This window comes from Ruegeria sp. AI2 (assembly GCF_056541275.1).
In genome coordinates, this window is sequence record NZ_JBQFYB010000001.1 from 1,130,133 (window position 1) to 1,150,595 (window position 20,463).

General features: G+C 58.1%; 23 protein-coding genes. 8 read left to right on the forward strand and 15 right to left on the reverse strand.

Annotation, left to right across the window (positions count from 1 at the left end; translation table 11 throughout):
* Positions 1-5 precede the first annotated feature (5 nt).
* Complete coding sequence (locus ACR0LL_RS05660) at positions 6-221, reverse strand: twin-arginine translocase TatA/TatE family subunit (protein WP_209503727.1); 216 nt, start codon at positions 219-221, stop codon at positions 6-8.
* A 222-nt stretch (positions 222-443) separates the two neighbouring features.
* Between ACR0LL_RS05660 and ACR0LL_RS05665 the strand changes: the two genes are divergently transcribed.
* Positions 444-749, forward strand: coding sequence for a hypothetical protein (locus ACR0LL_RS05665; RefSeq protein ID WP_267364188.1), 306 nt, complete (start codon positions 444-446; stop codon positions 747-749).
* A 21-nt stretch (positions 750-770) separates the two neighbouring features.
* Positions 771-1,442: a helix-turn-helix transcriptional regulator gene (locus tag ACR0LL_RS05670; protein WP_267364189.1), complete on the forward strand. Its 672-nt coding sequence runs from the start codon at positions 771-773 to the stop codon at positions 1,440-1,442.
* 62 nt (positions 1,443-1,504) lie between these two features.
* Here ACR0LL_RS05670 and ACR0LL_RS05675 read toward each other — a convergent pair whose 3' ends face one another.
* The 8 genes from ACR0LL_RS05675 to ACR0LL_RS05710 all read right to left on the reverse strand — a co-directional run bounded on the left by ACR0LL_RS05675 (position 1,505) and on the right by ACR0LL_RS05710 (position 8,944).
* The gene (locus ACR0LL_RS05675; RefSeq protein WP_480584617.1) at positions 1,505-2,677 is read right to left on the reverse strand and encodes a peptidoglycan DD-metalloendopeptidase family protein; all 1,173 of its coding nucleotides are present in this window, start codon (positions 2,675-2,677) and stop codon (positions 1,505-1,507) included.
* Positions 2,678-2,739: 62 nt separating this feature from the next.
* Positions 2,740-3,390 carry a protein-L-isoaspartate(D-aspartate) O-methyltransferase gene (locus tag ACR0LL_RS05680; protein ID WP_480584619.1) on the reverse strand — a complete coding sequence of 217 codons (651 nt, stop codon included), beginning with the start codon at positions 3,388-3,390 and terminating at the stop codon, positions 2,740-2,742.
* Positions 3,387-4,169: a 5'/3'-nucleotidase SurE gene (surE, locus tag ACR0LL_RS05685; protein ID WP_267364192.1), complete on the reverse strand. Its 783-nt coding sequence runs from the start codon at positions 4,167-4,169 to the stop codon at positions 3,387-3,389. Before surE ends, ACR0LL_RS05680 begins: the two co-directional genes overlap by 4 nt.
* Positions 4,170-4,283: 114 nt before the next feature.
* Entirely contained in the window at positions 4,284-5,351 is a 1,068-nt protein-coding gene (locus ACR0LL_RS05690) for an ABC transporter ATP-binding protein (RefSeq protein WP_480585273.1), read from the reverse strand.
* A gap of 107 nt (positions 5,352-5,458) precedes the next feature.
* Positions 5,459-6,508: a methyltransferase domain-containing protein gene (locus tag ACR0LL_RS05695; protein WP_480584620.1), complete on the reverse strand. Its 1,050-nt coding sequence runs from the start codon at positions 6,506-6,508 to the stop codon at positions 5,459-5,461.
* Positions 6,509-6,614: 106 nt separating this feature from the next.
* Positions 6,615-7,727 carry a hypothetical protein gene (locus ACR0LL_RS05700; protein WP_480585276.1) on the reverse strand — a complete coding sequence of 371 codons (1,113 nt, stop codon included), beginning with the start codon at positions 7,725-7,727 and terminating at the stop codon, positions 6,615-6,617.
* 2 nt (positions 7,728-7,729) lie between these two features.
* Positions 7,730-8,509: an SDR family oxidoreductase gene (locus tag ACR0LL_RS05705; RefSeq protein ID WP_267366518.1), complete on the reverse strand. Its 780-nt coding sequence runs from the start codon at positions 8,507-8,509 to the stop codon at positions 7,730-7,732.
* Between the two features lie 72 nt (positions 8,510-8,581).
* Positions 8,582-8,944 (reverse strand): SnoaL-like domain-containing protein, encoded by a 363-nt coding sequence (locus ACR0LL_RS05710; protein ID WP_480480611.1) that lies wholly within the window; start codon positions 8,942-8,944, stop codon positions 8,582-8,584.
* Positions 8,945-9,053: 109 nt separating this feature from the next.
* Here ACR0LL_RS05710 and ACR0LL_RS05715 point away from each other — a divergent pair, with 109 nt between their 5' ends.
* The 4 genes from ACR0LL_RS05715 (at position 9,054) to ACR0LL_RS05730 (ending at position 13,910) form a co-directional block, all read left to right on the forward strand.
* Positions 9,054-10,658 carry a peptide chain release factor 3 gene (locus ACR0LL_RS05715; protein ID WP_267366522.1) on the forward strand — a complete coding sequence of 535 codons (1,605 nt, stop codon included), beginning with the start codon at positions 9,054-9,056 and terminating at the stop codon, positions 10,656-10,658.
* Positions 10,659-10,707: 49 nt separating this feature from the next.
* Positions 10,708-11,451, forward strand: coding sequence for a hypothetical protein (locus ACR0LL_RS05720; RefSeq protein ID WP_480584622.1), 744 nt, complete (start codon positions 10,708-10,710; stop codon positions 11,449-11,451).
* Complete coding sequence (locus ACR0LL_RS05725) at positions 11,448-12,377, forward strand: glycosyltransferase family 2 protein (RefSeq protein ID WP_480584624.1); 930 nt, start codon at positions 11,448-11,450, stop codon at positions 12,375-12,377. Before ACR0LL_RS05720 ends, ACR0LL_RS05725 begins: the two co-directional genes overlap by 4 nt.
* Before the next feature lie 186 nt (positions 12,378-12,563).
* Entirely contained in the window at positions 12,564-13,910 is a 1,347-nt protein-coding gene (locus tag ACR0LL_RS05730) for a DEAD/DEAH box helicase (protein ID WP_267366133.1), read from the forward strand.
* On the opposite strand, the gene ACR0LL_RS05735 is transcribed toward ACR0LL_RS05730, so the two are convergent.
* From ACR0LL_RS05735 to ACR0LL_RS05745, 3 genes are read right to left on the reverse strand one after another with little or no spacing between them, the layout of a single operon-like run.
* Positions 13,907-14,809, reverse strand: a complete 903-nt coding sequence (locus tag ACR0LL_RS05735; RefSeq protein ID WP_480504901.1) for an EamA family transporter — start codon at positions 14,807-14,809, stop codon at positions 13,907-13,909. The genes ACR0LL_RS05730 and ACR0LL_RS05735 overlap by 4 nt on opposite strands.
* 21 nt (positions 14,810-14,830) lie before the next feature.
* Positions 14,831-15,733, reverse strand: coding sequence for a fatty acid desaturase (locus ACR0LL_RS05740; protein WP_480584627.1), 903 nt, complete (start codon positions 15,731-15,733; stop codon positions 14,831-14,833).
* Positions 15,726-15,929 carry a DUF2061 domain-containing protein gene (locus ACR0LL_RS05745; protein ID WP_480485414.1) on the reverse strand — a complete coding sequence of 68 codons (204 nt, stop codon included), beginning with the start codon at positions 15,927-15,929 and terminating at the stop codon, positions 15,726-15,728. The genes ACR0LL_RS05740 and ACR0LL_RS05745 overlap by 8 nt, the downstream gene beginning before the upstream one ends.
* Positions 15,930-16,034: 105 nt before the next feature.
* On the opposite strand from ACR0LL_RS05745, the gene ACR0LL_RS05750 reads away from it, so the two are divergent.
* Both ACR0LL_RS05750 and ACR0LL_RS05755 read left to right on the forward strand, forming a co-directional pair.
* Entirely contained in the window at positions 16,035-16,904 is an 870-nt protein-coding gene (locus tag ACR0LL_RS05750; protein ID WP_267366129.1) for a helix-turn-helix domain-containing protein, read from the forward strand.
* A gap of 79 nt (positions 16,905-16,983) precedes the next feature.
* Positions 16,984-17,166 carry a hypothetical protein gene (locus ACR0LL_RS05755; RefSeq protein ID WP_480584630.1) on the forward strand — a complete coding sequence of 61 codons (183 nt, stop codon included), beginning with the start codon at positions 16,984-16,986 and terminating at the stop codon, positions 17,164-17,166.
* A 1-nt stretch (position 17,167) separates the two neighbouring features.
* Here the strand turns inward: ACR0LL_RS05755 and ACR0LL_RS05760 are convergent, their stop codons facing one another.
* The 3 genes from ACR0LL_RS05760 to bcoG all read right to left on the reverse strand — a co-directional run bounded on the left by ACR0LL_RS05760 (position 17,168) and on the right by bcoG (position 20,388).
* A complete protein-coding gene (locus ACR0LL_RS05760; protein ID WP_480584633.1) occupies positions 17,168-17,926 on the reverse strand; it encodes an SDR family oxidoreductase in 759 nt (252 codons plus the stop codon).
* The gene (locus ACR0LL_RS05765) at positions 17,923-19,389 is read right to left on the reverse strand and encodes a carnitine 3-dehydrogenase (RefSeq protein WP_480585279.1); all 1,467 of its coding nucleotides are present in this window, start codon (positions 19,387-19,389) and stop codon (positions 17,923-17,925) included. Before ACR0LL_RS05765 ends, ACR0LL_RS05760 begins: the two co-directional genes overlap by 4 nt.
* 84 nt (positions 19,390-19,473) lie before the next feature.
* Complete coding sequence (gene bcoG, locus ACR0LL_RS05770) at positions 19,474-20,388, reverse strand: 3-dehydrocarnitine:acetyl-CoA trimethylamine transferase BcoG (RefSeq protein WP_480584636.1); 915 nt, start codon at positions 20,386-20,388, stop codon at positions 19,474-19,476.
* Positions 20,389-20,463: the final 75 nt, after the last annotated feature.

Here is a 20,463-nt window from a genome sequence, read left to right on the forward strand (position 1 = left end):
CGCGCTTACGCCTTGTCTTTCTCGGTTTCAGGTGTGACGTCCTTGGCCAGCTCAGAAGCGTCCTTTTCCAGCTCTTCCGAACCGTCCTTGACGCCCTTCTTGAACGCGGTGATGCCTTTGCCAACTTCGCCCATCAGCGAACTGATCTTGCCGCGCCCGAACAGAACCAGAACCACAACGGCGATCAGCAGCAGGCCAGGAAGGCCGATATTGTTGAGCATGTCTTCTCTCCTTTTTCATCGGCACGTTTGCGCGCCGGGAACATGAACTGACTCAGTCTTTACGCCTCGATCGCTGGTCTCAAAAGGGATCTGCAACGGGTTGCGGGCAAAATTTGTGGAAAACGCGTGAAACCTAAGGGGTCGCAATTTTCAACTGACAGGTTTATGTCAGTTGTTATCCGTTAGGGCTTTGGCATCGAAACAAGGTCAATGGAGAATTAAATGACCCACGTTGCTGAAATCGTCACCTTCACGCTGGCCAATGGCACCACGCCGGAAGAGTTCGTGAAACTCAGTCAGGCCTCTGAGGCCTTTGTGCGCAGCGCGCCGGGCTTCGCCCATCGGCAGCTTAGCCAGGGCGAAGATGGTCGCTGGACCGATTATGTTGTCTGGACCGATTTGAAAGCGGCAGAGGACGCCGCTGCGCAGTTTCCGCAACAGGAATGTGCGGCAGGCATGATGGCGGTCATCAATCCCGATAGTATCCAGATGCGTCACGAGAAAGTCCTATGGAACATGACTGCCTAAACGCAGTCAGAACGGCGTGTCATGCGCCGCACTGACCGCCTGTTCGATATCATCCAGATCCTGCGCGATGGCAAACTGCACCGCGCGCAGGACATTGCGGACCGGCTTGAAGTGTCGGTCCGCACCATCTATCGCGACATGGATACGCTTGTTGCTTCGGGCGTTCCGGTCGAGGGTGAGCGCGGTGTCGGCTACATGGTGCGCGAGCAGATCACCCTGCCCCCGTTGAACCTGACCACAGCCGAGCTTGAGGCGCTGAATCTTGGCATGGCCATCGTGGCCGAGGCCGCGGATACTGACCTGAAGGCTGCCGCACAATCGCTTGCCGACAAGATCGACGCTGTTTTGCCAACGCAGGTCGTGGCCGAGGCGGACAGCTGGAAATTCGCGGTCTACCCGTTTGCCGATGCCGCAAGGGGCCTTGCCCATATGGCACCGATCCGTGCAGCCATCAAATCACGTCAGAAACTTCACCTGTCTTATCGCCGCATCGACGGCGTTTTGACCGAACGCACCATCCGCCCGCTCCATATGGAATACTGGGGGAGGGTCTGGACCCTTACCGCCTGGTGCGAACTGCGCAACGGATTTCGTGTTTTTCGAATCGACCTGATCGAAGCTGTTTCACCCCTTCCGGAGATCTTCGCCGACGAACCTGGAAAGCGCCTGAGCGACTATGACCCTTACGTCTGACAGGCTTCATCTTTTCAGAAATACTCTCGCCGAAGGCATGGCCCGGTACGGGCCATCCAGCTTCACTTCAGATAAGGTTCCGGGTCCACGGACTCGAACCCTTTGCGGACTTCGAAATGCACATAGGCATTGTCGCCGCCCCGCAGTTGAGCCAGCTTCTGACCACGGCGTACCTTATCGCCTTTCTTGACGGTGATCTTGTCGACATTTGCATAGACAGTCAGAAGATCGTTGTTGTGCTTGACCACAATGATCGGCACCTGATCCGCGTCCGCGGTGATCGCCGCGACCGTACCGGCTTCGGCAGCTGTGACCGACGTACCCGGAGCGGCAGCGATGTCGATGCCCTCATTCTTGCCCTTGTCATAGCCGCGAATGATAGTGCCGCCAACCGGCAGTGACAGCGCGGAAGTGCGCGTATTAGTTGGCGCTTCGGCGGTCACGTCGGGGGCCTCGGCCAATGGCGCAACTTTTTCGTCCGGCAAGGGCTGCGTAGCGCTGGGTGGCGTCGGCGTCGGTGATCCCTGTCCCGGTTCCGTCACCTCCGTGGCGGGAACGGGCGCGGCACTAGTCGCATTTTTCCGGGGCGCTGGCTGGTTCTTGACCGGAATCAACAAGTACTGACCTTCACGCACGGTAAAATCAGATCCCAGCCCGTTCCATTCCGCCAGAGATTCAACCGGCACCTGGTAGAGGCGCGAGATTGTATAGGCCGTCTCACCCCGCTTGACCTTGTGCCTGACCGGCTCCGGCCCAGCTGACACCGGCGCGGGTGTTGGTGCCGGTTTCGCGGGTTCCAGTGTTGTGGTCTGAACCGAACCCGACGCCGGCACCTGATCAATTGCAGACCCGGCAACCGACGCGATGTCCACACCGCTGCCAGCACCAACAGTGCGTGGCAGTGCAAGAACCTCACCCTCTCTTAGCGTGTCCGTTGTCTGAAGGCCGTTGAAACGCGAAAGCTCGCCCTCGGGCAGGCCAACCCGCGCTGCCACGTCCCGCACCGTATCGCCGCGGCGCGCCACGACCACCTGGTAGTTCGGATAGGTAATGACACCCCTGCTGTCTGGTGCCGGGCGGGATGCCGTCGCGGATTGCGCTGCATTGGTGGTCGAAAATCCACCGATCTGCCCGCGAAGGTCATAATCCAGAGGCCCCTCGCACCCGGCCAGAATGGCCAGAGCGGCCACCCCGGTCGCACAGCGGCGCATTGCTGATTTGGATACTGCTCTCATAATTCTGTCCTCAACGCCTGCCCCTGTTACCCGGAGTTCCGGCGACCAATTCTTTAAGCCTATTACGCCTCGTCCTTTCCAAGCCCCTCCAGAAGGGGCACGAAACGGACAGACGTTAATTCGTCATAGTCCAGACCATCTTCGGTGCGCGTCACTTTGATCAACTGCTGCACCGCGTCCGACTGGCCCACGGGTAAAACCATAATACCCCCGATTTTCAGCTGCGCCAAGAGCGGGCCCGGAGGATCCTCGGCTGCGGCTGTAACAATGATCCGGTCAAAAGGGGCTTGTTCCGGCAGGCCAAATGACCCATCCGACAACATCGAAGTGATATTCGTCAGGCCCAGGTCGGCAAACAGCTTGCTTGTTTCGCTCACCAACCGCCTGTGGCGTTCCACTGTGTAGACCCGGCGGGCCAGTTTGGACAGGATAGCTGCCTGATAACCCGAACCGGTTCCAATCTCGAGCACCGTGTCCCGGGGCCTCACGTTCAGGGCCTGCGTCATCAGACCAACGACCGAGGGTTGACTGATCGTCTGACCGCAGGAAATCGGCAGCGGCATGTCCTCGTAAGCGCGCCCTGCGAACAGGCCCGTGACAAAGCGACCGCGGTCCACCTGCTCCATCGCAGCCAACACGCGCGCATCCGTGACCCCCCGTTTGCGCAGGGCAAACAGGAATTGCATTACAGTTTCAGGGTCCAGTCTGCTCATTCGACCGCCTTCAATGCCTCCAGCATGTCATGTGCAGTCAGGTCAGCGCGCATCGGCGTGACCGAGATATAGCCTTCCAGATTAACAGCCGCATCCGTTCCGGGTGCGGTCGGATTGTGCTGATAGCCGCCTTTGATCCACAGGAACCGCCGCCCTGAAGGCGAGCTGTGTGGTTCGACCGAAAAACGCGTATCGCGCCGAAACCCCTGCGCCGCAATCCGCGTGCCCAGAACATCGTCTGCCGGAACCGGTGGGAAATTCACATTGTAGAACAGCCGGTAGTCACCCTGTTCTGCCGGAGTTGCGTCCAGAATCCGGCGCACCAGATCTGCACCATACCGGGCGGCTGCCTCAAACGGGTCGTCTAGGCCCAAGTTGCGAGGGCCAAAATATTGCGACAGGGCAATCGCTGGGACGCCCTGCAATGCCGCTTCCATCGCGCCGCCGATCGTACCGGAATACAACGTGTTTTCAGCCGAGTTGTTGCCCCTGTTCACGCCGGACAGAACCAGATCGGGAGGGGTATCCAACATGACGTCGTGAAGCCCTGCCAATACACAATCGGCAGGCGATCCTTCGGCAGCAAAGCGCCGCTCTCCCAGCTTGGCGACCATCATCGGGTGGGTATAGCTGATGCAATGCCCGACCCCGGACTGTTCAAACGCGGGCGCGACCACCCAGACCTCTCCATCCGGTCCGGCCAGCTCAGCTGCAATCGCCTCTAGCGTGATCAAGCCCGGGGCATTGATACCGTCGTCATTGGTAAGAAGAATTCGCATGTGCCCGATTTACCCCCGCGTTTGGCTCTTGATAGACCCGGGCCTGCGTTGCGGCAAGCGACGTGACCCTGCAATCTGAGGATTTCGCGCACCACTTGGGTGGAAATCGAAGGATCAGCGCCTAGTCTCGGGAAAAACGAAACACCTGTCGCGGCGTATGGTCAGCCACATCACCCGGCCCGGGTTGGGGACAAACACGTTTGGAACCGTCGCCTTCAGGATCGAACCATCATAGTCCATGCGAAACTCTACCAGGCTTTCATTGCCCAGAAATCGCGCACGTTCAACGACACCACGGGCTGCCACACCATCTGTTGGTGTCGGCAATGGCCCCTTGCCGTTGCGGTCGAAGTCCAGCTTGATGTGCTGAGGGCGAAAAACGATCTCGACATCCGTACCATTCTGAATGCCCGGCGCCAGGAACTGACCAAAGGGCGTATCCGCCAATGCGCCATTCACTTGCGCCCGCAAGACGTTTACATCACTGAAAAAAGCCACCGCTGCCTTATCTGCAGGACGCGTATAGACGTTATAGGGAGCGCCCTGTTGCACGATCTTGCCACGCCGCATCAGGGCGATCTCGTCGGCCATGCGCATCGCTTCTTCCGGCTCGTGCGTGACCAGCAGTACGGCGGCATCTTCTTCCTTGAGAATGGCCAGCGTTTCGTCACGGATACCATCACGCAAACGGTTGTCGAGGCCCGAAAACGGCTCGTCCATCAGCATGATGCGCGGGCGCGGCGCCAGGGCACGCGCCAACGCCACGCGTTGCTGCTCGCCACCCGATAGTTGATGCGGAAAACCATCGATGAACCGCATCAGGTCGACCTTCTGCAACAACTCCTCGACCCGGGCGCGTTTTTCGTCCTTGTTGCCCTTAAGGCCGAAGGCCACGTTTTTGGCCACGCTCAGATGTGGGAACAGTGCAAAGTCCTGAAACATCAGTCCGATCTCGCGCCGTTCCGGAGGCACCCGGAACACGGTGTCGCAGATCAGCTTGCCATCAACATAAATCTCACCCGAGTCCTGCATCTCGACCCCGGCGATCATGCGCAACGTGGTGGATTTCCCGCAGCCCGACGGCCCCAGCAGACAGGTCACCTTGCCTGCCTGAACGGTCAGCGAAACATCATCCACAACAACCCGCCCCTCAAACCGACGGATAATGTTGCGAATTTCCAGACGCGGTGGAATTGCGTTACCTGTCACCGATGGACCCCGTTGCCTTTCCCGATCAAATCCATCGGGCTTGAGCGGGGATAGCAACCCCGCCCCTCAGGTGCAAGGGATCAGCAACACCCGCCAGAAGCGACAGATGCACCCACGGCTTCAAAAGGGCTTTCGCCACCGCAGCCTTCGAAAATGCCATAATGGGTCGAAAAATCGCCGACAAATTCAAAGTGACGGGCAAATCGGGTGTCTTTCAGCATCATCCAGGTGTTGCCGCAGACCGGAAACACCTTGCCGGATTCGATAACGTGATGGTCATCCAGAACAAATTCATGCGGTGCGTTCGGCACGGTTCCCTTATAGATCACGGCTTGCCCATAATCTTCACAAGCCGGTTCCAATGCGGGCAGTTTGAACAGTCGGTATGTCGCGGACAGGAACTTCAACGGCGCAACACGCTCTTCCAATACCGGATTTTCGATCGTCAGCGGACGGTGCGTCACACGGCGCGGGTCGCCGAAACCGGCCGTTCGAGCCATTGAAAGGAAATCATTCCAATAAAGCGCGCCGGACAGGCACTCGCCATAAAGAACTTCGTCTTCGGCCATCGCCTGCGGAATACGGCGGTCAGCATAGACATCCGAGAAATACATCTCGCCGCCCTCTTTCAACAACCGATGCGCGCCGCGCAGAACCGCATTCTTATCCGTGGCCAGGTTGATCACACAGTTCGAGACGATGATATCGAACGATCCGGGTTCCAGATCAAGCTCGTCCAGTTTTTCGATATAGCCGTGATGGAATTCCACATTGCTGCGGGAATATCCAAATGCTTCGGCGTGATATTCCTGATGCGCGCGGGCGACGTCCAGTTGTTCGGGCGTCATGTCGACTCCCACCACCCGGCCCGTCTCGCCGACCATGGCGGACAAGGCATATACATCCCGCCCGGCCCCACACCCCAGATCAAGGATCGACATGCCTTCCAGATCAAGTGGGGCAATCAGACCGCAACCATAGTAGCGTGTCAGTACGTCGTCATGAATCTTTGAAAGGATCTTTTTGACATGACCGGGCATGTCGTCAGGCGTGCAGCATGCATTGGTCTGCAAGTCAGCACTGCTTTGCAGGACTTCACCATAATAGTTCTGCACCGATTCATGTTTCATCGCGCTTTTCCCTCGCAAATGGTCATGTCCGAGCTAATGCAGCCGCCGGGGGTTCGCAATCCGGGAAAGGCGTTTTTGACGAAAGCGTGAGCGGTCCCGCGCGGCTTTACCCAAGCAGGTCGAAGTCCACGCCCGCGCGAATCTTGCCATTCACCTGAACCTCAAGCCGGTGTGCGCCGGGGACCAACTTGAATGTTGTGGCGTCGCCCTTCAACTTGTGGCGTTTTTCCAACGTCATTTTCCCATTCTTCAAAGCCGCCTGCTTCAACTTGTGCACCTTGGCTGAGATTTTCCCGCCAGGTCTTTGAAAATGAATGACATAGTCAACCAGAACTGGCAGCTCTCCAACCCCTTTCAAAGTGACCGAAAAGGCCAGAGCGTCCCCAATCCGAGCTTCGGAAGTCAGGTTGACCGCGACCTCAATTTCCGCCTCCGGGTCATAACCTAACATCTTCATCGCTTCAGGATGCCCCGCTTTCACAAGCCCGCGCAGGGTGTGTGACGTCATCCAGTCCAGCTCGTCCTGATTCTGATGACCCTGGCTGCGCCACGCCGTCAGGCGATCCAATACCAGATCCGGGTCTTTCTTGGTGATGTCATTCAGGTGATTGGATACGGACCGGGTGACATACCGCGTCGAATCCATGTGCAACTTGTCCAGCAACGGCAGCGGGTCCTGCAAACCCAATGCGACCGCCTGCCCCCATGGCAATCGGGGGCGCGTACCTTCGCTGACCAGCCTGCGCACATGGTAACTGTCATGAGAGCACCAGTCCTGCATCCGCCGCAACACCCGGTCCGGGTCATGGTTCAGGAACGGTCGGATTGCCCATTCCATGGAAAACCTCTGTGTCAGTTCCTCCATCACGTCTAAAGCCAGATCAACATGCTCAAGACCTATGATCGCTACCCACTCACCGACCGGCGCAAAGATGAAATCGCCAAAATCGTCATCCGTTTTCGTCGGATCCAAAGGTGCGGGCAAGGCGCGCAGGATCGTCGGGGCAACAGCAGGCAAATCACCGGGCACCGCCTGTTGCAGGCAAGTGGCGATCCAGATGATCCGATCCTTCAGCTCTAACTCCAGCAATCGCGACATGACCGCAGATCGGAATGCCAGAGCATCAAATTCTGCATGAGAATCGGAAAACAAACCGCTGAGATAATTCACTTTCTCAGCGTTGAACATCTGATCTTTCAACGAAAACCCTTGCGCCATGGTCACATCGTCAAATTGGTTGCGCCGCCATCCAGCAGAATGTTCTGACCAACGATGAACCCCGCATGTTGAGAGCACAGGAACGCGCAGGCAGCCCCGAATTCCTGCCGCGTTCCATAGCGTCGTGCAGGAATGGTCGCCGAACGGTTTGCGCGGGCGTCTTCGATCGAGATGCCTTGCTGGGAAGCCACGCCGCTGTCCAGCGCATCCGCGCGATCCGTTGCGTGAATGCCAGGCAGCAGGTTGTTGATGGTCACGCCATGCGGTGCAACCTGGCGTGAAGTTCCCGCGACATATCCGGTCAAACCCGTGCGGGCTGCATTCGAAAGCCCCAGCACCGCAATTGGCGCGCGCACGGATTGTGAGGTGACGTTCACCACCCGCCCCCAACCTTTGTCCATCATTCCGGGAAGCAGCGCTTTCATGAACGCAATGGGGGTCAACATATTGGCATCCAGCGCCTTGATGAAATCATCACGCTCCCAGTCCGACCATAACCCCGGCGGCGGTCCACCAGCATTTGTCACAAGAATATCAACGCCCTGCGCCGCTTCGATCACCCGCGCCTGCCCTTCCGCAGTCGTCACGTCACACGCGACTGTTTGTACCTCGACGCCATGCTCTGACCTGAGGCGTGCCGCCTCGCTCTCCAAAGCGTCCGAACCACGCGCATTCATCACAAGATTTACGCCAGCCTCAGCCAAAGCCTCGGCACAGCCCAAACCCAGCCCTTTGCTGCTGGCACAGACCAGCGCGCGCTTTCCTTTTATTCCAAGGTCCATCGGATCCTCCCTGTCAGTCATTACCGCATGTCTAGCATCGGCCAGACAGGGAAGACCAGAAATGGCTTGGGATCAGTAGAAGAACTCTTCGCGTACGATCTTGCCATCTGCGACGTGATAGACACCCACTTCCCGCATATCAAAGGCTTCGCCGGTTTCCTTTACCTTACCCTGCACTTCGAAAATCACCGCAAAGCGGTCTTCGCCGTGCACAAACGGGTCGCTGACCGAAGCGCCAGAAACCTCGTGGGCTCCTTCCCACCATTCATGTTTGCCACGGATCGCGTCACGCCCTTGTACTTCGCGCCCCATGCCTGAGTAATCGACCGCTTCAACAGAAACTGCGTCCGGCGCATACAATTTCTCAAGATTTTCCTTGGCGCGGTCCTCACGGCAGCCAGCCACCAATTCATTGGCAATCTCTTTCAAATCCATTGGTCTTCTCCACAATTTGTTCACTATATGTTCCTATAACCACAAGCCTGTGATTCGAACCACCCCCTTTGTCTTGCTTCGGCAGGATTCCCCGCCTATACGCGCGGTCATGCTTGATACCTCGAACCAACCTGCCCTGCCGCCCGAGATTGCCCGTCGCCGGACATTCGCCATCATCTCGCACCCGGATGCGGGCAAGACGACGCTGACTGAAAAGTTCCTGCTTTACGGGGGCGCCATTCAGATGGCTGGTCAGGTGCGCGCCAAGGGCGAGGCCCGGCGGACACGCTCGGACTTCATGCAGATGGAGAAGGATCGCGGAATCTCGGTTTCCGCATCGGCCATGTCGTTCGACTATGGCAATTTCCGGTTCAACCTTGTTGACACGCCCGGCCACAGCGATTTCTCGGAAGATACCTACCGCACGCTGACGGCCGTGGATGCGGCCGTGATGGTGATCGACGGCGCGAAGGGTGTCGAAAGCCAGACGCAAAAGCTGTTCGAGGTCTGCCGCCTGCGTGATCTGCCGATTCTGACCTTCTGTAACAAGATGGACCGCGAAAGCCGCGATACGTTCGAGATCATCGACGAAATTCAAGAGATGCTGGCCATCGACGTCACCCCCGCCGCATGGCCAATTGGCGTAGGTCGTGATTTCATCGGCTGCTACGACATGCTGCGCGACCGGCTGGAGCTGATGGACCGCGCCGACCGCAACAAGGTGGCAGAGAGCATCGAGATTAACGGGCTTGATGACCCGAAACTGTCGGAACATATTCCTGCGCACCTGCTGGAAAAGCTGCTGGAAGAGGTTGAGATGGCGCGCGAGTTGCTGCCCGCGCTGAACCCGCAGGCGGTGCTTGAAGGGCATATGACCCCGATCTGGTTCGGCTCGGCCATCAACTCGTTCGGCGTCAAGGAACTGATGGAAGGCATCGGCGCTTATGGCCCACAGCCGCAGGTTCAGTCCGCCGAACCCCGCCAGATATCGCCGGATGAAAAGAAGGTCGCGGGCTTTGTTTTCAAGGTGCAGGCCAACATGGACCCCAAGCACCGCGACAGGGTGGCCTTTGTCCGCATGGCATCAGGCCATTTCAAACGCGGCATGAAACTGACTCATGTGCGGTCAAAGAAACCGATGGCGATTTCAAACCCAGTGCTGTTTCTGGCATCTGACCGGGAACTGGCAGAAGAGGCCTGGGCGGGTGACATCATCGGCATTCCCAACCACGGCCAGCTGCGCATCGGTGACACGCTGACCGAAGGTGAGGCGCTGCGCGTCACCGGCATCCCCTCTTTCGCGCCGGAACTGCTGCAAGGCGTCCGCGCGGGCGATCCGATGAAGGCCAAGCATCTGGAAAAGGCCCTGATGCAGTTTGCCGAAGAAGGCGCGGCAAAGGTGTTCAAACCTTCGATTGGCTCGGGCTTTATCGTGGGTGTCGTCGGCGCGTTGCAATTCGAAGTGCTCGCCAGCCGGATCGAGATGGAATACGGCCTGCCCGTGCGTTTCGAGGCGTCTCAGTTCACCTCGGCCCGGTGGGTCAGTGGTGACAAGGCCGAGGTCGAAAAGTTTGTGAATGCAAACAAGCAGCACATCGCGCACGACCATGACGGCGACATTGTCTATCTGACCCGGCTGCAATGGGACATCGACCGGGTGGTTCGGGACTATCCCGCCCTGAACCTGACCGCCACCAAAGAGATGATGGTGTGATCCAACTGACTGATTGCACAGCCGAGTCAGCCTGTGCAATTCTGCGCGCATGAGCAAGGATGAACTGACTTTCCCCGGCGGTCTGCCCGACATGCTGGACAGGTATGAAAACAGGCGCAGCCCGTTTCAGTTCGGCACCACCTCGTTGCCTGACCTTGACATTGACCTTATTGAAATGGCCGGTCGCACATTGCCCGAAAGTGCAACTGTGCCCCCACCGAAGCCCAATACAAGCTGGGATCGCAAGCGTGCTCTGATTGCGCGGGAATTTGTCGGAAATTCGGAACTTGCCTTCCTGAATGCCCAGTTGATCTCGAACCTGCGAAAGCGGTCCTTCCCGCGCCACGCCCCGCTTCTGTTTTGCCGCCTTTGGGACGAACAGTCGGACCACCTTCTGTCCGCGCTTGATCTGCGGTGGCTGGTCTCGTCGGTTCAAACCTTTGCGGACCACGGTCAAACTGCAACCCAGCGCGAGGTTGGTCATGCGCTGCGCATGTTGTTCGGCATGATGAAGCTTTATGAGTTCGAGAGGCGCTTTTCCGGGCTGATCCCGGAAACACCATTTCCGTATCAAAAATTGAAACGCGTCCCGCTGCCCTATCAGATGAAAGGGTTTTCCCTTGGAAGTGGCGGGCTGGACGTCAATCTGATTGCTCCGGTCTGGACCAAGGCCCTAAGCGACACCACCATCGCGCCGCTGGTCGATCACTTGATGACCGAGCTCAACAGAGATCCCGGCGGTGTCTTTCGCCGCCTGAAACTCATGCGCAAAGCGCGCGCGCAGCGCACATGACCACATGGGGTGTCGTGTCGATGGTCAGGGGCCCGACCGAGGATGTCCTTCGGTTCGTGGCCCATCACATCGATCTGGGCGCCGAGACCATCTACATCTATCTGGATGAACCGAACCAGCGCACATTCGAGGCGCTGAAGGCACATCCCAGTGTTTGCGTACAGGTTTGTGATGACGCCTATTGGCAAAAGCTAAAACGCACACGACCGGACAAGCACCAGGTTCGCCAATCGGTCAACGCGACATACGCCTATCGCGACACGCACCTGGATTGGCTGACCCATATCGATGTTGACGAGTTTCTGTGGTCACCGACCCCAATCTCGGATGTGTTGCGCGATATCGGGGACAAGGTTCACGCCGCCCGTGTCCGCCCAATCGAGGCGCTGGCAGGCGGCGAAGACCTGTACAAGGCGCATGTTCCACAAAGCCCGGCCCGAACACAGCTGATTGAGATGCTTTATCCCAACTATGGGGCTTTCGTCCTTGGCGGGTTCCTCAGCCATGTACAGGGCAAGTTGTTTGCGCGCACGGGATTGAAACGTCTGAGTTTTCGTATCCACAACCTGTTTCAGAACGGGAAATTGCTGCCGTGTAAATACGAACTTGCGCAGGTCGATCTATGCCACCGCCACGCGCCGGACTGGGACCACTGGATCACACATTATCCGTTCCGCTTGGATCGCGGCTCGTATCAGGCTGGCATGGCCCCGAATGCCCCGCGCGAGATGGGGGGGCTGAACAAGAATGAATTGCTCAGCTGGATTGAAAGCGAACACGGCGAGGACGGGCTGCGCGCGTTCTTTAACGAGATGAGCGGCGGTGACCCAGATGTCCGCGCCCGGCTGGAGCAGAATGGGCTAATCCGCCACCGCGTGTTGAATCTGGACGGGAAATTGGCGAAACACTTTCCCGGAAGTTGCTGAATTGTTGCGCAAAACTCGAACCTGTCTCGATGAAACCCTGATGCAGCGGTCTTCATTTGACCCCGACCAACGTTTTTGTTATGTCCGCGTCCAAGCCGAAATGTCGCATCACGCGCATGGCCATCCGGGCCCGGCACATCTTATACGCGCGGGCCAGGTCAAGTGTCCGCATTCAACCGGACTTACATGACAAAGTTTAACGAACTGAACCTGAACCCGAAGGTCCTCAAAGCCATTGAGGAAGCCGGATACGAAACCCCAACTCCGATCCAGGCAGGTGCGATTCCGCCCGCATTGGAAGGGCGCGATGTTTTGGGCATAGCCCAGACAGGCACGGGTAAAACCGCCAGCTTTACGCTGCCAATGATCACACTGCTGGCCCGTGGCCGGGCGCGTGCCCGTATGCCACGTTCGTTGGTCTTGTGCCCGACGCGGGAACTGGCCGCTCAGGTGGCCGAGAATTTCGACACGTATACCAAACACCTGAAACTGACCAAAGCGCTGTTAATCGGTGGTGTCAGCTTCAAAGAGCAAGAAGCCCTGATTGACCGTGGCGTCGACGTTCTGATCGCCACGCCGGGCCGTCTGCTGGATCACTTCGAGCGCGGCAAGCTGTTGCTGACCGGCGTGCAGATCATGGTGGTGGATGAAGCGGACCGTATGCTCGACATGGGGTTCATCCCCGATATCGAACGCATCTTCTCGCTGACACCTTTCACCCGTCAGACCCTGTTCTTCTCAGCCACCATGGCATCCGAGATCGAGCGGATCACCGACACGTTCCTGTCGGCCCCTGCCCGGGTCGAAGTTGCCCGTCAGGCGACCGCATCCGAGACCATCGAACAGGGCGTGGTCATGTTCAAAGGCGGCCGTCGGGACCGCGAAGCCAGCAACAAACGCAAGGTTCTGCGTGCGCTGATCGATGCTGAAGGCGACAAATGCACAAATGCGATCATCTTCTGCAACCGCAAGACTGACGTTGATATCTGCACAAAATCCCTGAAGAAACATGGCTACAACGCGGCCGCCATCCATGGCGATCTGGACCAGTCGCAGCGGATGAAAACACTGGACGGTTTCCGTGAGGGATCATTGCGCCTGCTGGTCGCCTCAGACGTTGCTGCGCGTGGCCTGGATGTGCCAGCCGTCAGCCATGTGTTCAATTTCGACGTCCCCGGCCACCCCGAGGATTATGTGCACCGCATTGGCCGCACCGGCCGCGCCGGCCGTGAAGGTAAAGCCATCACAATCTGTTCGGGACGCGACGAAAAAGCACTGGTTGCGATCGAAAAGTTGATCCAGAAAGACATCCCGCGCATAGACAACCCGGTTCAGGACGACCCTAGACCCGAACAGCCAAAGCCTGAGAAAAAGGCCAAAGCCCCCGAGAGCCCGAAAGAAGGCAAAAAGGTTCGCGAACCGAAGGGGCGCAGTCGTGGGCGCAAGGAAGACACCGGCCCGGCCGTCGTGGGCATGGGAGATCACCTGCCCAGCTTCATCGCGCTCAGCTTTGACGAACGTCGCGCCAGCTAGATTGCCAGAACAAGCGCTAAAATCGAAAACCCAAGCAACATCATCCCGGCGATTTCGCGCCGGGTGATCGTCTCGCGGAAGAACAGGATCGACGCCATCAGGCTAAAGATCAGCTCAACCTGCCCCAGCGCTTTGACATAAGCCGCATTCTGCAAGGTGAAGGCCCAGAACCAGCAAAACGAGCCGCCGAGGCTGGTCAGGCCGACAAATACCCCGGTCTTTCTCGTTTGCCAGACTGCGCGCAGTTCGGCACGGTCGCGCCACAGCAGCCATATCCCCATGCTGGCGAACTGGAATGTCACCACTGCGGCCAATGTTACCAGCGCTCGGAACCACGCATCGATATCGCCCAGTTGCAGTGAAGCCCCACGATAGCTGACAGCAGAAAACGCAAACAAAACACCTGATCCAAGCCCCAATTGCGAAGCCCGATTGGTCAGATGGCGCCACCAGGGTCCGTCCCCTCCAGGTGTTTTTGACAACAAAAGAACAGCCATCAACCCCAACAGGATCGCGAACAATGCGCCCCGCGACACACTGTCCCCCAGGACCAAAAAACCAACAATCGCGGTCTGGATCACCTCGGTTTTCTTGAAGGTAATTCCAACGGCAAAATTACGTTGTTTGAACAACGCCACCACGCAGATCGTTGCAAGGATTTGCGCTGTCCCTCCGATGACCGCGTAAAGCCAGAACAAACTGCCAAGCCGAGGCATGCTCGCCCCGGTTATCTGCAACGCAACATATAGCCCGATAACAGCCAACGGCATGGAATAGGCAAACCGCGCAAAAGTTGCACCTGCAGCAGATAGTTTCACGCTGGCCAGAGATTTTTGCAGCATGAAACGCACAGTCTGAAAACTGGCGGCGGCGATGGTGACGGGGATCCAGAGACTCATGCCACCCGTTGTGTCGTCAATTCAAGGCTTTGGCCAGAGAGGATGTGGCACAGGGTCTTTTGCGCGAACGAAATACTGCCGGAATATCTGTGCATAGGACCGGTAAACATAGGCTTCGTTGCAAGCCAAGTACCTGTCCTTTCCGTCGCGGTACAATGCAGGCAAGCGATACCACGGAGCCGCCGGATTCATGTGATGAACCACGTGTAGGTTATTGTTTAAAAACAAAAATGCCAGAGGTCCGCGATCTTCGACTATCACCGTGCGGGCGCGGGATTTTTCATGTGCACGATGCTCCAGAAACGTGCGGATCTTCAAAAGCGACAGCCCCATATAGGCCGCGACCAGATAGGCCCAAACCGGCATGGCCGATTGCGCAACTACCCACAGAACCACCGCCGCGCCTGGAAGGTGCACAGCCCATGCCAGCAGGATCGCCCTGTCCCCGCGCATCAACCCACGCCATTCGTCACGCATAAACAGAACCTGACCAAGGACGGGCCCCAGTACCATCCGCCCCAACAACGTGTTGTTCAGGCTCAGGATCATTTGCGCCAGCCGCGGCAATCCCGACCAGATATGCGGATCCAGATAATTCGATTCCGGGTCGTCATAAGGGTCTGTCAGGGTGGCATCCTGATGATGCGCCAGATGCAGGTCCCGAAAGCGGTTATACGGAATTGCCAATGTCAACGGCAGTGCCATCAACGCCTCGTTCAGCCATTTGGCACGAAATGGGTGCCCGTGTAGGGCCTCATGCGTCAGTGACGAATGCAAAGCCGCAACAACACCCAGAGCAGGGATAGCCAACCACAAGGATGTGTTTGCCAGCCAGAACAGACTGGCAAGCCACGCAGCATAACACAAGACTATCAGGAAAAACGTGCCCCATTCGGGCGATTTGGGTGTCGTGGGGTCAGCCATTTCGGCCCCAAGAAATGTTTGCCCAAATTCTTTCGTAAATCACGTACATGGTCAGGCCGATGGCCGTGTTCACCAGCGCCAGCGCCCCTCCTACAGCGGCCGAGCCTGTTGCGATCAAGCCCACCATTGTCATGATCGCCAACCCCATCACATTCCAAACGATTGCTTTCACGACTGATCTTCGCCGCGTTTCCATTCCGAACCCCGTTTTTTTCTTACTCAAAGCGTTACATCCGGACCCCGGCATTGAAAATTCTGAATATGATTAACAAAACTAATCAAATGTGATAAAAATCACGGCATGCAGGAAAATATCGACAAGCGCGACCGTGCCGCGCAATTTCGTCTCCGCCTCGCCCGCGCGATGGAAGAGCGTCATGTCAGCCAAAGTGCCCTTGCGCGCAATATTGGCGTTGACCGCTCGACCGTTTCCCAATTGCTGACAGATCATGGCGCGCGGTTGCCCAACGCACATGTTGTTGGCGGATGTGCAGCGGCGCTTGGCGTTTCGGCCGACTGGTTGCTGAGCCTATCTGACAGGCCGGAAAGCGCGGCTGAGCTTCTGGCTAGCTCGCTGACCTTTACCGAGGCCCCACGCGCCCTTGTCGATGAACGTATCTTCGAGTGGCATCAGGAGGCCGCCGGGTACAAAATCCGCTATGTCCCGGCCACCCTGCCCGACATGCTCAAGACGCGTTCGATACTGGAATGGGAATACGCCCCGCATCTGGGCCGGACCGCTGACCAAGCCATCGGCGCGTCGGCGGATCGTCTGGCATGGATGCGCAGCGCCCAGTCAGACTATGAGATCGCCATGCCGCTATTCGAAATCGAAAGCTTTGCAAGCGCCACTGGGTATTATCAGGGTCTCAGCCCCGAGGTTCGGCTGGAACAGATCGATCACCTGTTGGCGCTGTGCGAACAGCTCTATCCGCGGATGCGTATCTATCTGTTTGACGCAAAACGGCTTTATTCCGCACCCGTGACGATTTTCGGCCCGCTGCTTTGTGTATTTTACGCAGGAAGTCACTATATGGCCTTCCGCGACCGGGATCGGATCGAGACATTCTCACGCCATTTCGACACACTGGTACGCGAGGCCGACGTGGCCGCCCGGGACTTTCCAAACCATCTGCGTCGCCTCAGAACGGCGGTTTCCCGCGACTGGTGATGCAGCACCATCCAACCTGTGCTATTCTACTTTGGCGCGAACCATAAGGCATTCCGAACACAGACGGAGGAGCACAGGAATGGACGCAATTCAAACCGCTCAATACGCACGTGCACTTTTTGCGGCACATGGAGATCAAGCCGAGGCCGAAGCCGCGCAAAAAATGCGCGAATGCGAAGCTGCCGGAAATCGGCAAGAAGCACAGGACTGGCAGGCGGTCCGTCAGACCATCCGCCAGATCCGTGGTCCAAACCAGGGCTGAGTTACAATTTCGGGTCCGGGTTGACCGTGTGGCCATCCACCGCAATCACCTGTCCTGAAACCAGACGTGCCGCATCTGAGGCAAGGAAGACTGCCATATTGGCGACATCCAGCGCTTCGACGAAGCGCCCCATTGAGGTGCCCGAGGCATAGCCCCGATAGACCTCGTCACGGGTCATGCCCTTGGCTGCAGCCTCGCGGGTCAGAACGCCTTCCATCCGAGGGCCTTCAACTGCGCCCGGACAAATGGCATTGGCACGGATGCCATAGGGCCCCAACTCCATCGCCAGCGTCTTCATCAACCCGATGACCGCCCATTTTGCCGACGCATAGGGCGCCCGGAACGGGTAGCCATACTGCCCGGCTGTCGACGAGGTCAGAATGATACTGCCCGCCCGCGCCGTTTTCATCAGCGGCGCTGCATATTTTGCCGCCAGAAATGCACCGTCCAGATTGACCGCGACACAAGCACGCCACGCGTCCAGATCAATATTCTCAATGGCATTTGTCGGGCCGGCAATACCGGCATTGGCGCAGAGCACATCCAACCCGCCTGTCGAACGGACGGCGTCAAATACCGCGCGCATGTCAGCCTCGTCCGCAGCATTGGCTTGATGCCCGATCCAATGATCGGGTAAAGTATCCAACGCCGCCTGATCGATATCAGTAACCCGGACGTCATAGCCAACCGCGTCAAACGCCTCGGCCATGGCCCGGCCGACGCCTGACGCGCCAGCCGTCACCAGAACCCGGCGCGTCATGAAGACTTCCTGATCGCTGCGCCTGCGCCCTCGGGATAAGGCAATCCGGCCTGAGCCTCTGCAACCCGTGCCATAGCCGCTTCGATTTCAGCAGATGGCGCGCTGGGGCGGCGGGTTTCCAGGCTGACATGCAGCAGAAAACTTTCACCCGTGGCCAGCAGCTTGTCGTCCTCATACATGCTGTGGAACACATGCAGCTTCTTGCCCTGCCCCAACAGCATCTGCGTGCGCACGTCGATTTTTGCACCGGCATGAGCTTCATCCAAATAGCGAATGTGGTTCTCCGCTGTGAAATAGCTGCCGCCTGAGGCAATGTAATCCGCATCGCATCCGATGATTTCCATGAACCGATCGGTGGCGGCGGCAAAGGCCTCCAGATATCTCGCTTCGTTCATGTGGCCGTTGTAATCCGTCCAGTCCAGTGGAACAGCCCGCGACAGGGTCAGGATGGGCTGGCTAAGATCCGCTTGATCCAGCGTCGGCAGCGCACCGGGTTTCAACCGTGCATCATGTTGGTTCAGCACCGCCCCCGCGCCGTAATTCTGCGCCTTGAGGGCCCGCATCATGCCAACAAGGTTGTTGTCGCGAATACGCTCCAGCTCTCGGATCGAATGCATCCCGGATTGTGCGTCAGATTGATTGGCGATCAAATCGACCAGTTCGTCAGTGAACTCGGGAACATCCATCAGCTTGGTCCACGGCCATTTCAAGGCAGGCCCGAACTGCGCCATGAAATGCCGCATCCCCGCCTCGCCACCGGCCACGCGGTAGGTTTCGAACAGACCCATCTGCGCCCAGCGGATGCCGAACCCCATACGGATGGCCTCGTCAATCTCCTCGGTCGTCGCAATGCCATCCTTGACCAGCCAAAGCGCCTCGCGCCAGACAGCTTCCAGGAACCGGTCGGCAATATGCGCATCGATCTCTTTCTTGACGTGCAGCGGGAAAAACCCGAGCGATTTCAACAGGTCCTGCGCCTGTTCGATCATTTCGGGCGGGTTCTTGTCCGTTGGTACAAGCTCGATCAAAGGCAACAGGTAAACCGGGTTGAAGGGGTGCGTCACCACGATCTGCTCGGGGCGCAGCGCTCCGTCCTGAAGTTCGGACGGCTTGAACCCGCTGGTCGAGGATCCAATGATCGCGCCCGGATCGCAAGCCTCCTGCAAGCCTTTGTAAACCTTCAGTTTCAAATCCAGACGTTCCGGCACGCTCTCCTGTATCCAACGCGCACCCTTAACCGCTTCGGCCATGTCGCTGTGAAAGCTCAGCACACCCTCGGCTGGCAACGGAACGTCACTCAGCCCCGGCAAGGACCGTCTTGCGTTGTCCAGCACCTCGCCAATCTTGCGTTCCGCCTCGGGGTCAGGGTCAAACACCCGCACATCCCAGCCATTGAGCAGGAACCGCGCGGCCCATCCACCACCGATAACTCCGCCCCCAATAATTGCTGCCGTTTTCATGATTTCCCACCTACTGGCTGCGCATGTTTCATCTTTTTAGAAATACTCCGGGGGCTTGGGGGCTGGCCCCCAAATCCCGCGTGTCCATTATTTTGCAACAGGTGCCTGCTTGGTCAGCCCCAGGCTCGCACGGACTTCGTCAGGGCCGATCACGCGCGCGCCCATATTCTCGATGATGGATCCCGCACGTTCCACCAGTTGCCAGTTCTCGGCCATTACGCCCTTATCCAGCCAGAGGTTGTCCTCAAGCCCAACGCGCACATTGCCGCCCGCCAAAACCGAAGCCGCGACAAACGGCATCTCGTTCCGTCCCAGTGAAAACGCGCTGAAGGTCCAGTCATCCGGCACGTTGTTCACCATCGCCATAAAGGTATTCAGATCATCCGGCGCGCCCCACGGTACCCCCATGCACAGTTGGACCAAAGCGTTGGGTGCCAGAATCCCTTCCTTCACCAGTTGCTTTGCAAACCACAGGTGGCCAGTGTCAAAGGCTTCGATCTCGGGTTTGACACCCAGGTCGGTCATCATTTTGCCCATGGAGCGCAGCGCACCAGGCGTATTCGTCATAACATAATCGGCCTCGGCAAAGTTCATTGTGCCGCAGTCCAAGGTGCATATCTCGGGCAAACATTCGGCAATATGCGCCACACGTTCGGATGCTCCGACCATGTCAGTGCCCGCGGCCACGGGAAACGGGTTTTCAACACCGCCGAACACGATGTCGCCGCCCATGCCGGCCGTCAGATTCAATACGACGTCCACATCAGCGTCGCGGATGCGGTCTGTCACCTCGCGATACAGATCCAACCGGCGGCTTGGCACACCGGTCTCGGGGTCGCGCACGTGGCAGTGTACCACTGCCGCCCCGGCCTTGGCGGCAGCGATTGCGCTGTCGGCGATCTGCTGCGGCGACCGCGGCACATGCGGGCTGCGGTCCTGCGTCCCGCCCGAGCCGGTTACGGCACAGGTAATAAAGACTTCACGGTTCATTTCCAGAGGCATGGTGTTTTCCCCAAGTTATACCCGGTTTTGCCTTGGGTTTTCCCCAGGCTTTTCCCCGGATTCCGATTTGCGTTC

Coding starts and splice junctions, on each gene's coding strand:
- ACR0LL_RS05740 (WP_480584627.1), bottom strand. CDS start 15,733: ATGGCTGACCCCACGACACCCAAATCGCCCGAATGGGGCACGTTTTTC.
- ACR0LL_RS05735 (WP_480504901.1), bottom strand. CDS start 14,809: ATGAGTCTCTGGATCCCCGTCACCATCGCCGCCGCCAGTTTTCAGACT.
- ACR0LL_RS05720 (WP_480584622.1), top strand. CDS start 10,708: ATGAGCAAGGATGAACTGACTTTCCCCGGCGGTCTGCCCGACATGCTG.
- ACR0LL_RS05715 (WP_267366522.1), top strand. CDS start 9,054: ATGCTTGATACCTCGAACCAACCTGCCCTGCCGCCCGAGATTGCCCGT.
- ACR0LL_RS05755 (WP_480584630.1), top strand. CDS start 16,984: ATGGACGCAATTCAAACCGCTCAATACGCACGTGCACTTTTTGCGGCA.
- ACR0LL_RS05665 (WP_267364188.1), top strand. CDS start 444: ATGACCCACGTTGCTGAAATCGTCACCTTCACGCTGGCCAATGGCACC.
- ACR0LL_RS05730 (WP_267366133.1), top strand. CDS start 12,564: ATGACAAAGTTTAACGAACTGAACCTGAACCCGAAGGTCCTCAAAGCC.
- ACR0LL_RS05710 (WP_480480611.1), bottom strand. CDS start 8,944: ATGGATTTGAAAGAGATTGCCAATGAATTGGTGGCTGGCTGCCGTGAG.
- ACR0LL_RS05725 (WP_480584624.1), top strand. CDS start 11,448: ATGACCACATGGGGTGTCGTGTCGATGGTCAGGGGCCCGACCGAGGAT.
- ACR0LL_RS05670 (WP_267364189.1), top strand. CDS start 771: ATGCGCCGCACTGACCGCCTGTTCGATATCATCCAGATCCTGCGCGAT.
- bcoG (WP_480584636.1), bottom strand. CDS start 20,388: ATGCCTCTGGAAATGAACCGTGAAGTCTTTATTACCTGTGCCGTAACC.
- surE (WP_267364192.1), bottom strand. CDS start 4,169: ATGCGAATTCTTCTTACCAATGACGACGGTATCAATGCCCCGGGCTTG.
- ACR0LL_RS05660 (WP_209503727.1), bottom strand. CDS start 221: ATGCTCAACAATATCGGCCTTCCTGGCCTGCTGCTGATCGCCGTTGTG.
- ACR0LL_RS05675 (WP_480584617.1), bottom strand. CDS start 2,677: ATGAGAGCAGTATCCAAATCAGCAATGCGCCGCTGTGCGACCGGGGTG.
- ACR0LL_RS05695 (WP_480584620.1), bottom strand. CDS start 6,508: ATGAAACATGAATCGGTGCAGAACTATTATGGTGAAGTCCTGCAAAGC.
- ACR0LL_RS05750 (WP_267366129.1), top strand. CDS start 16,035: ATGCAGGAAAATATCGACAAGCGCGACCGTGCCGCGCAATTTCGTCTC.
- ACR0LL_RS05680 (WP_480584619.1), bottom strand. CDS start 3,390: ATGAGCAGACTGGACCCTGAAACTGTAATGCAATTCCTGTTTGCCCTG.
- ACR0LL_RS05745 (WP_480485414.1), bottom strand. CDS start 15,929: ATGGAAACGCGGCGAAGATCAGTCGTGAAAGCAATCGTTTGGAATGTG.
- ACR0LL_RS05760 (WP_480584633.1), bottom strand. CDS start 17,926: ATGACGCGCCGGGTTCTGGTGACGGCTGGCGCGTCAGGCGTCGGCCGG.
- ACR0LL_RS05705 (WP_267366518.1), bottom strand. CDS start 8,509: ATGGACCTTGGAATAAAAGGAAAGCGCGCGCTGGTCTGTGCCAGCAGC.
- ACR0LL_RS05700 (WP_480585276.1), bottom strand. CDS start 7,727: ATGGCGCAAGGGTTTTCGTTGAAAGATCAGATGTTCAACGCTGAGAAA.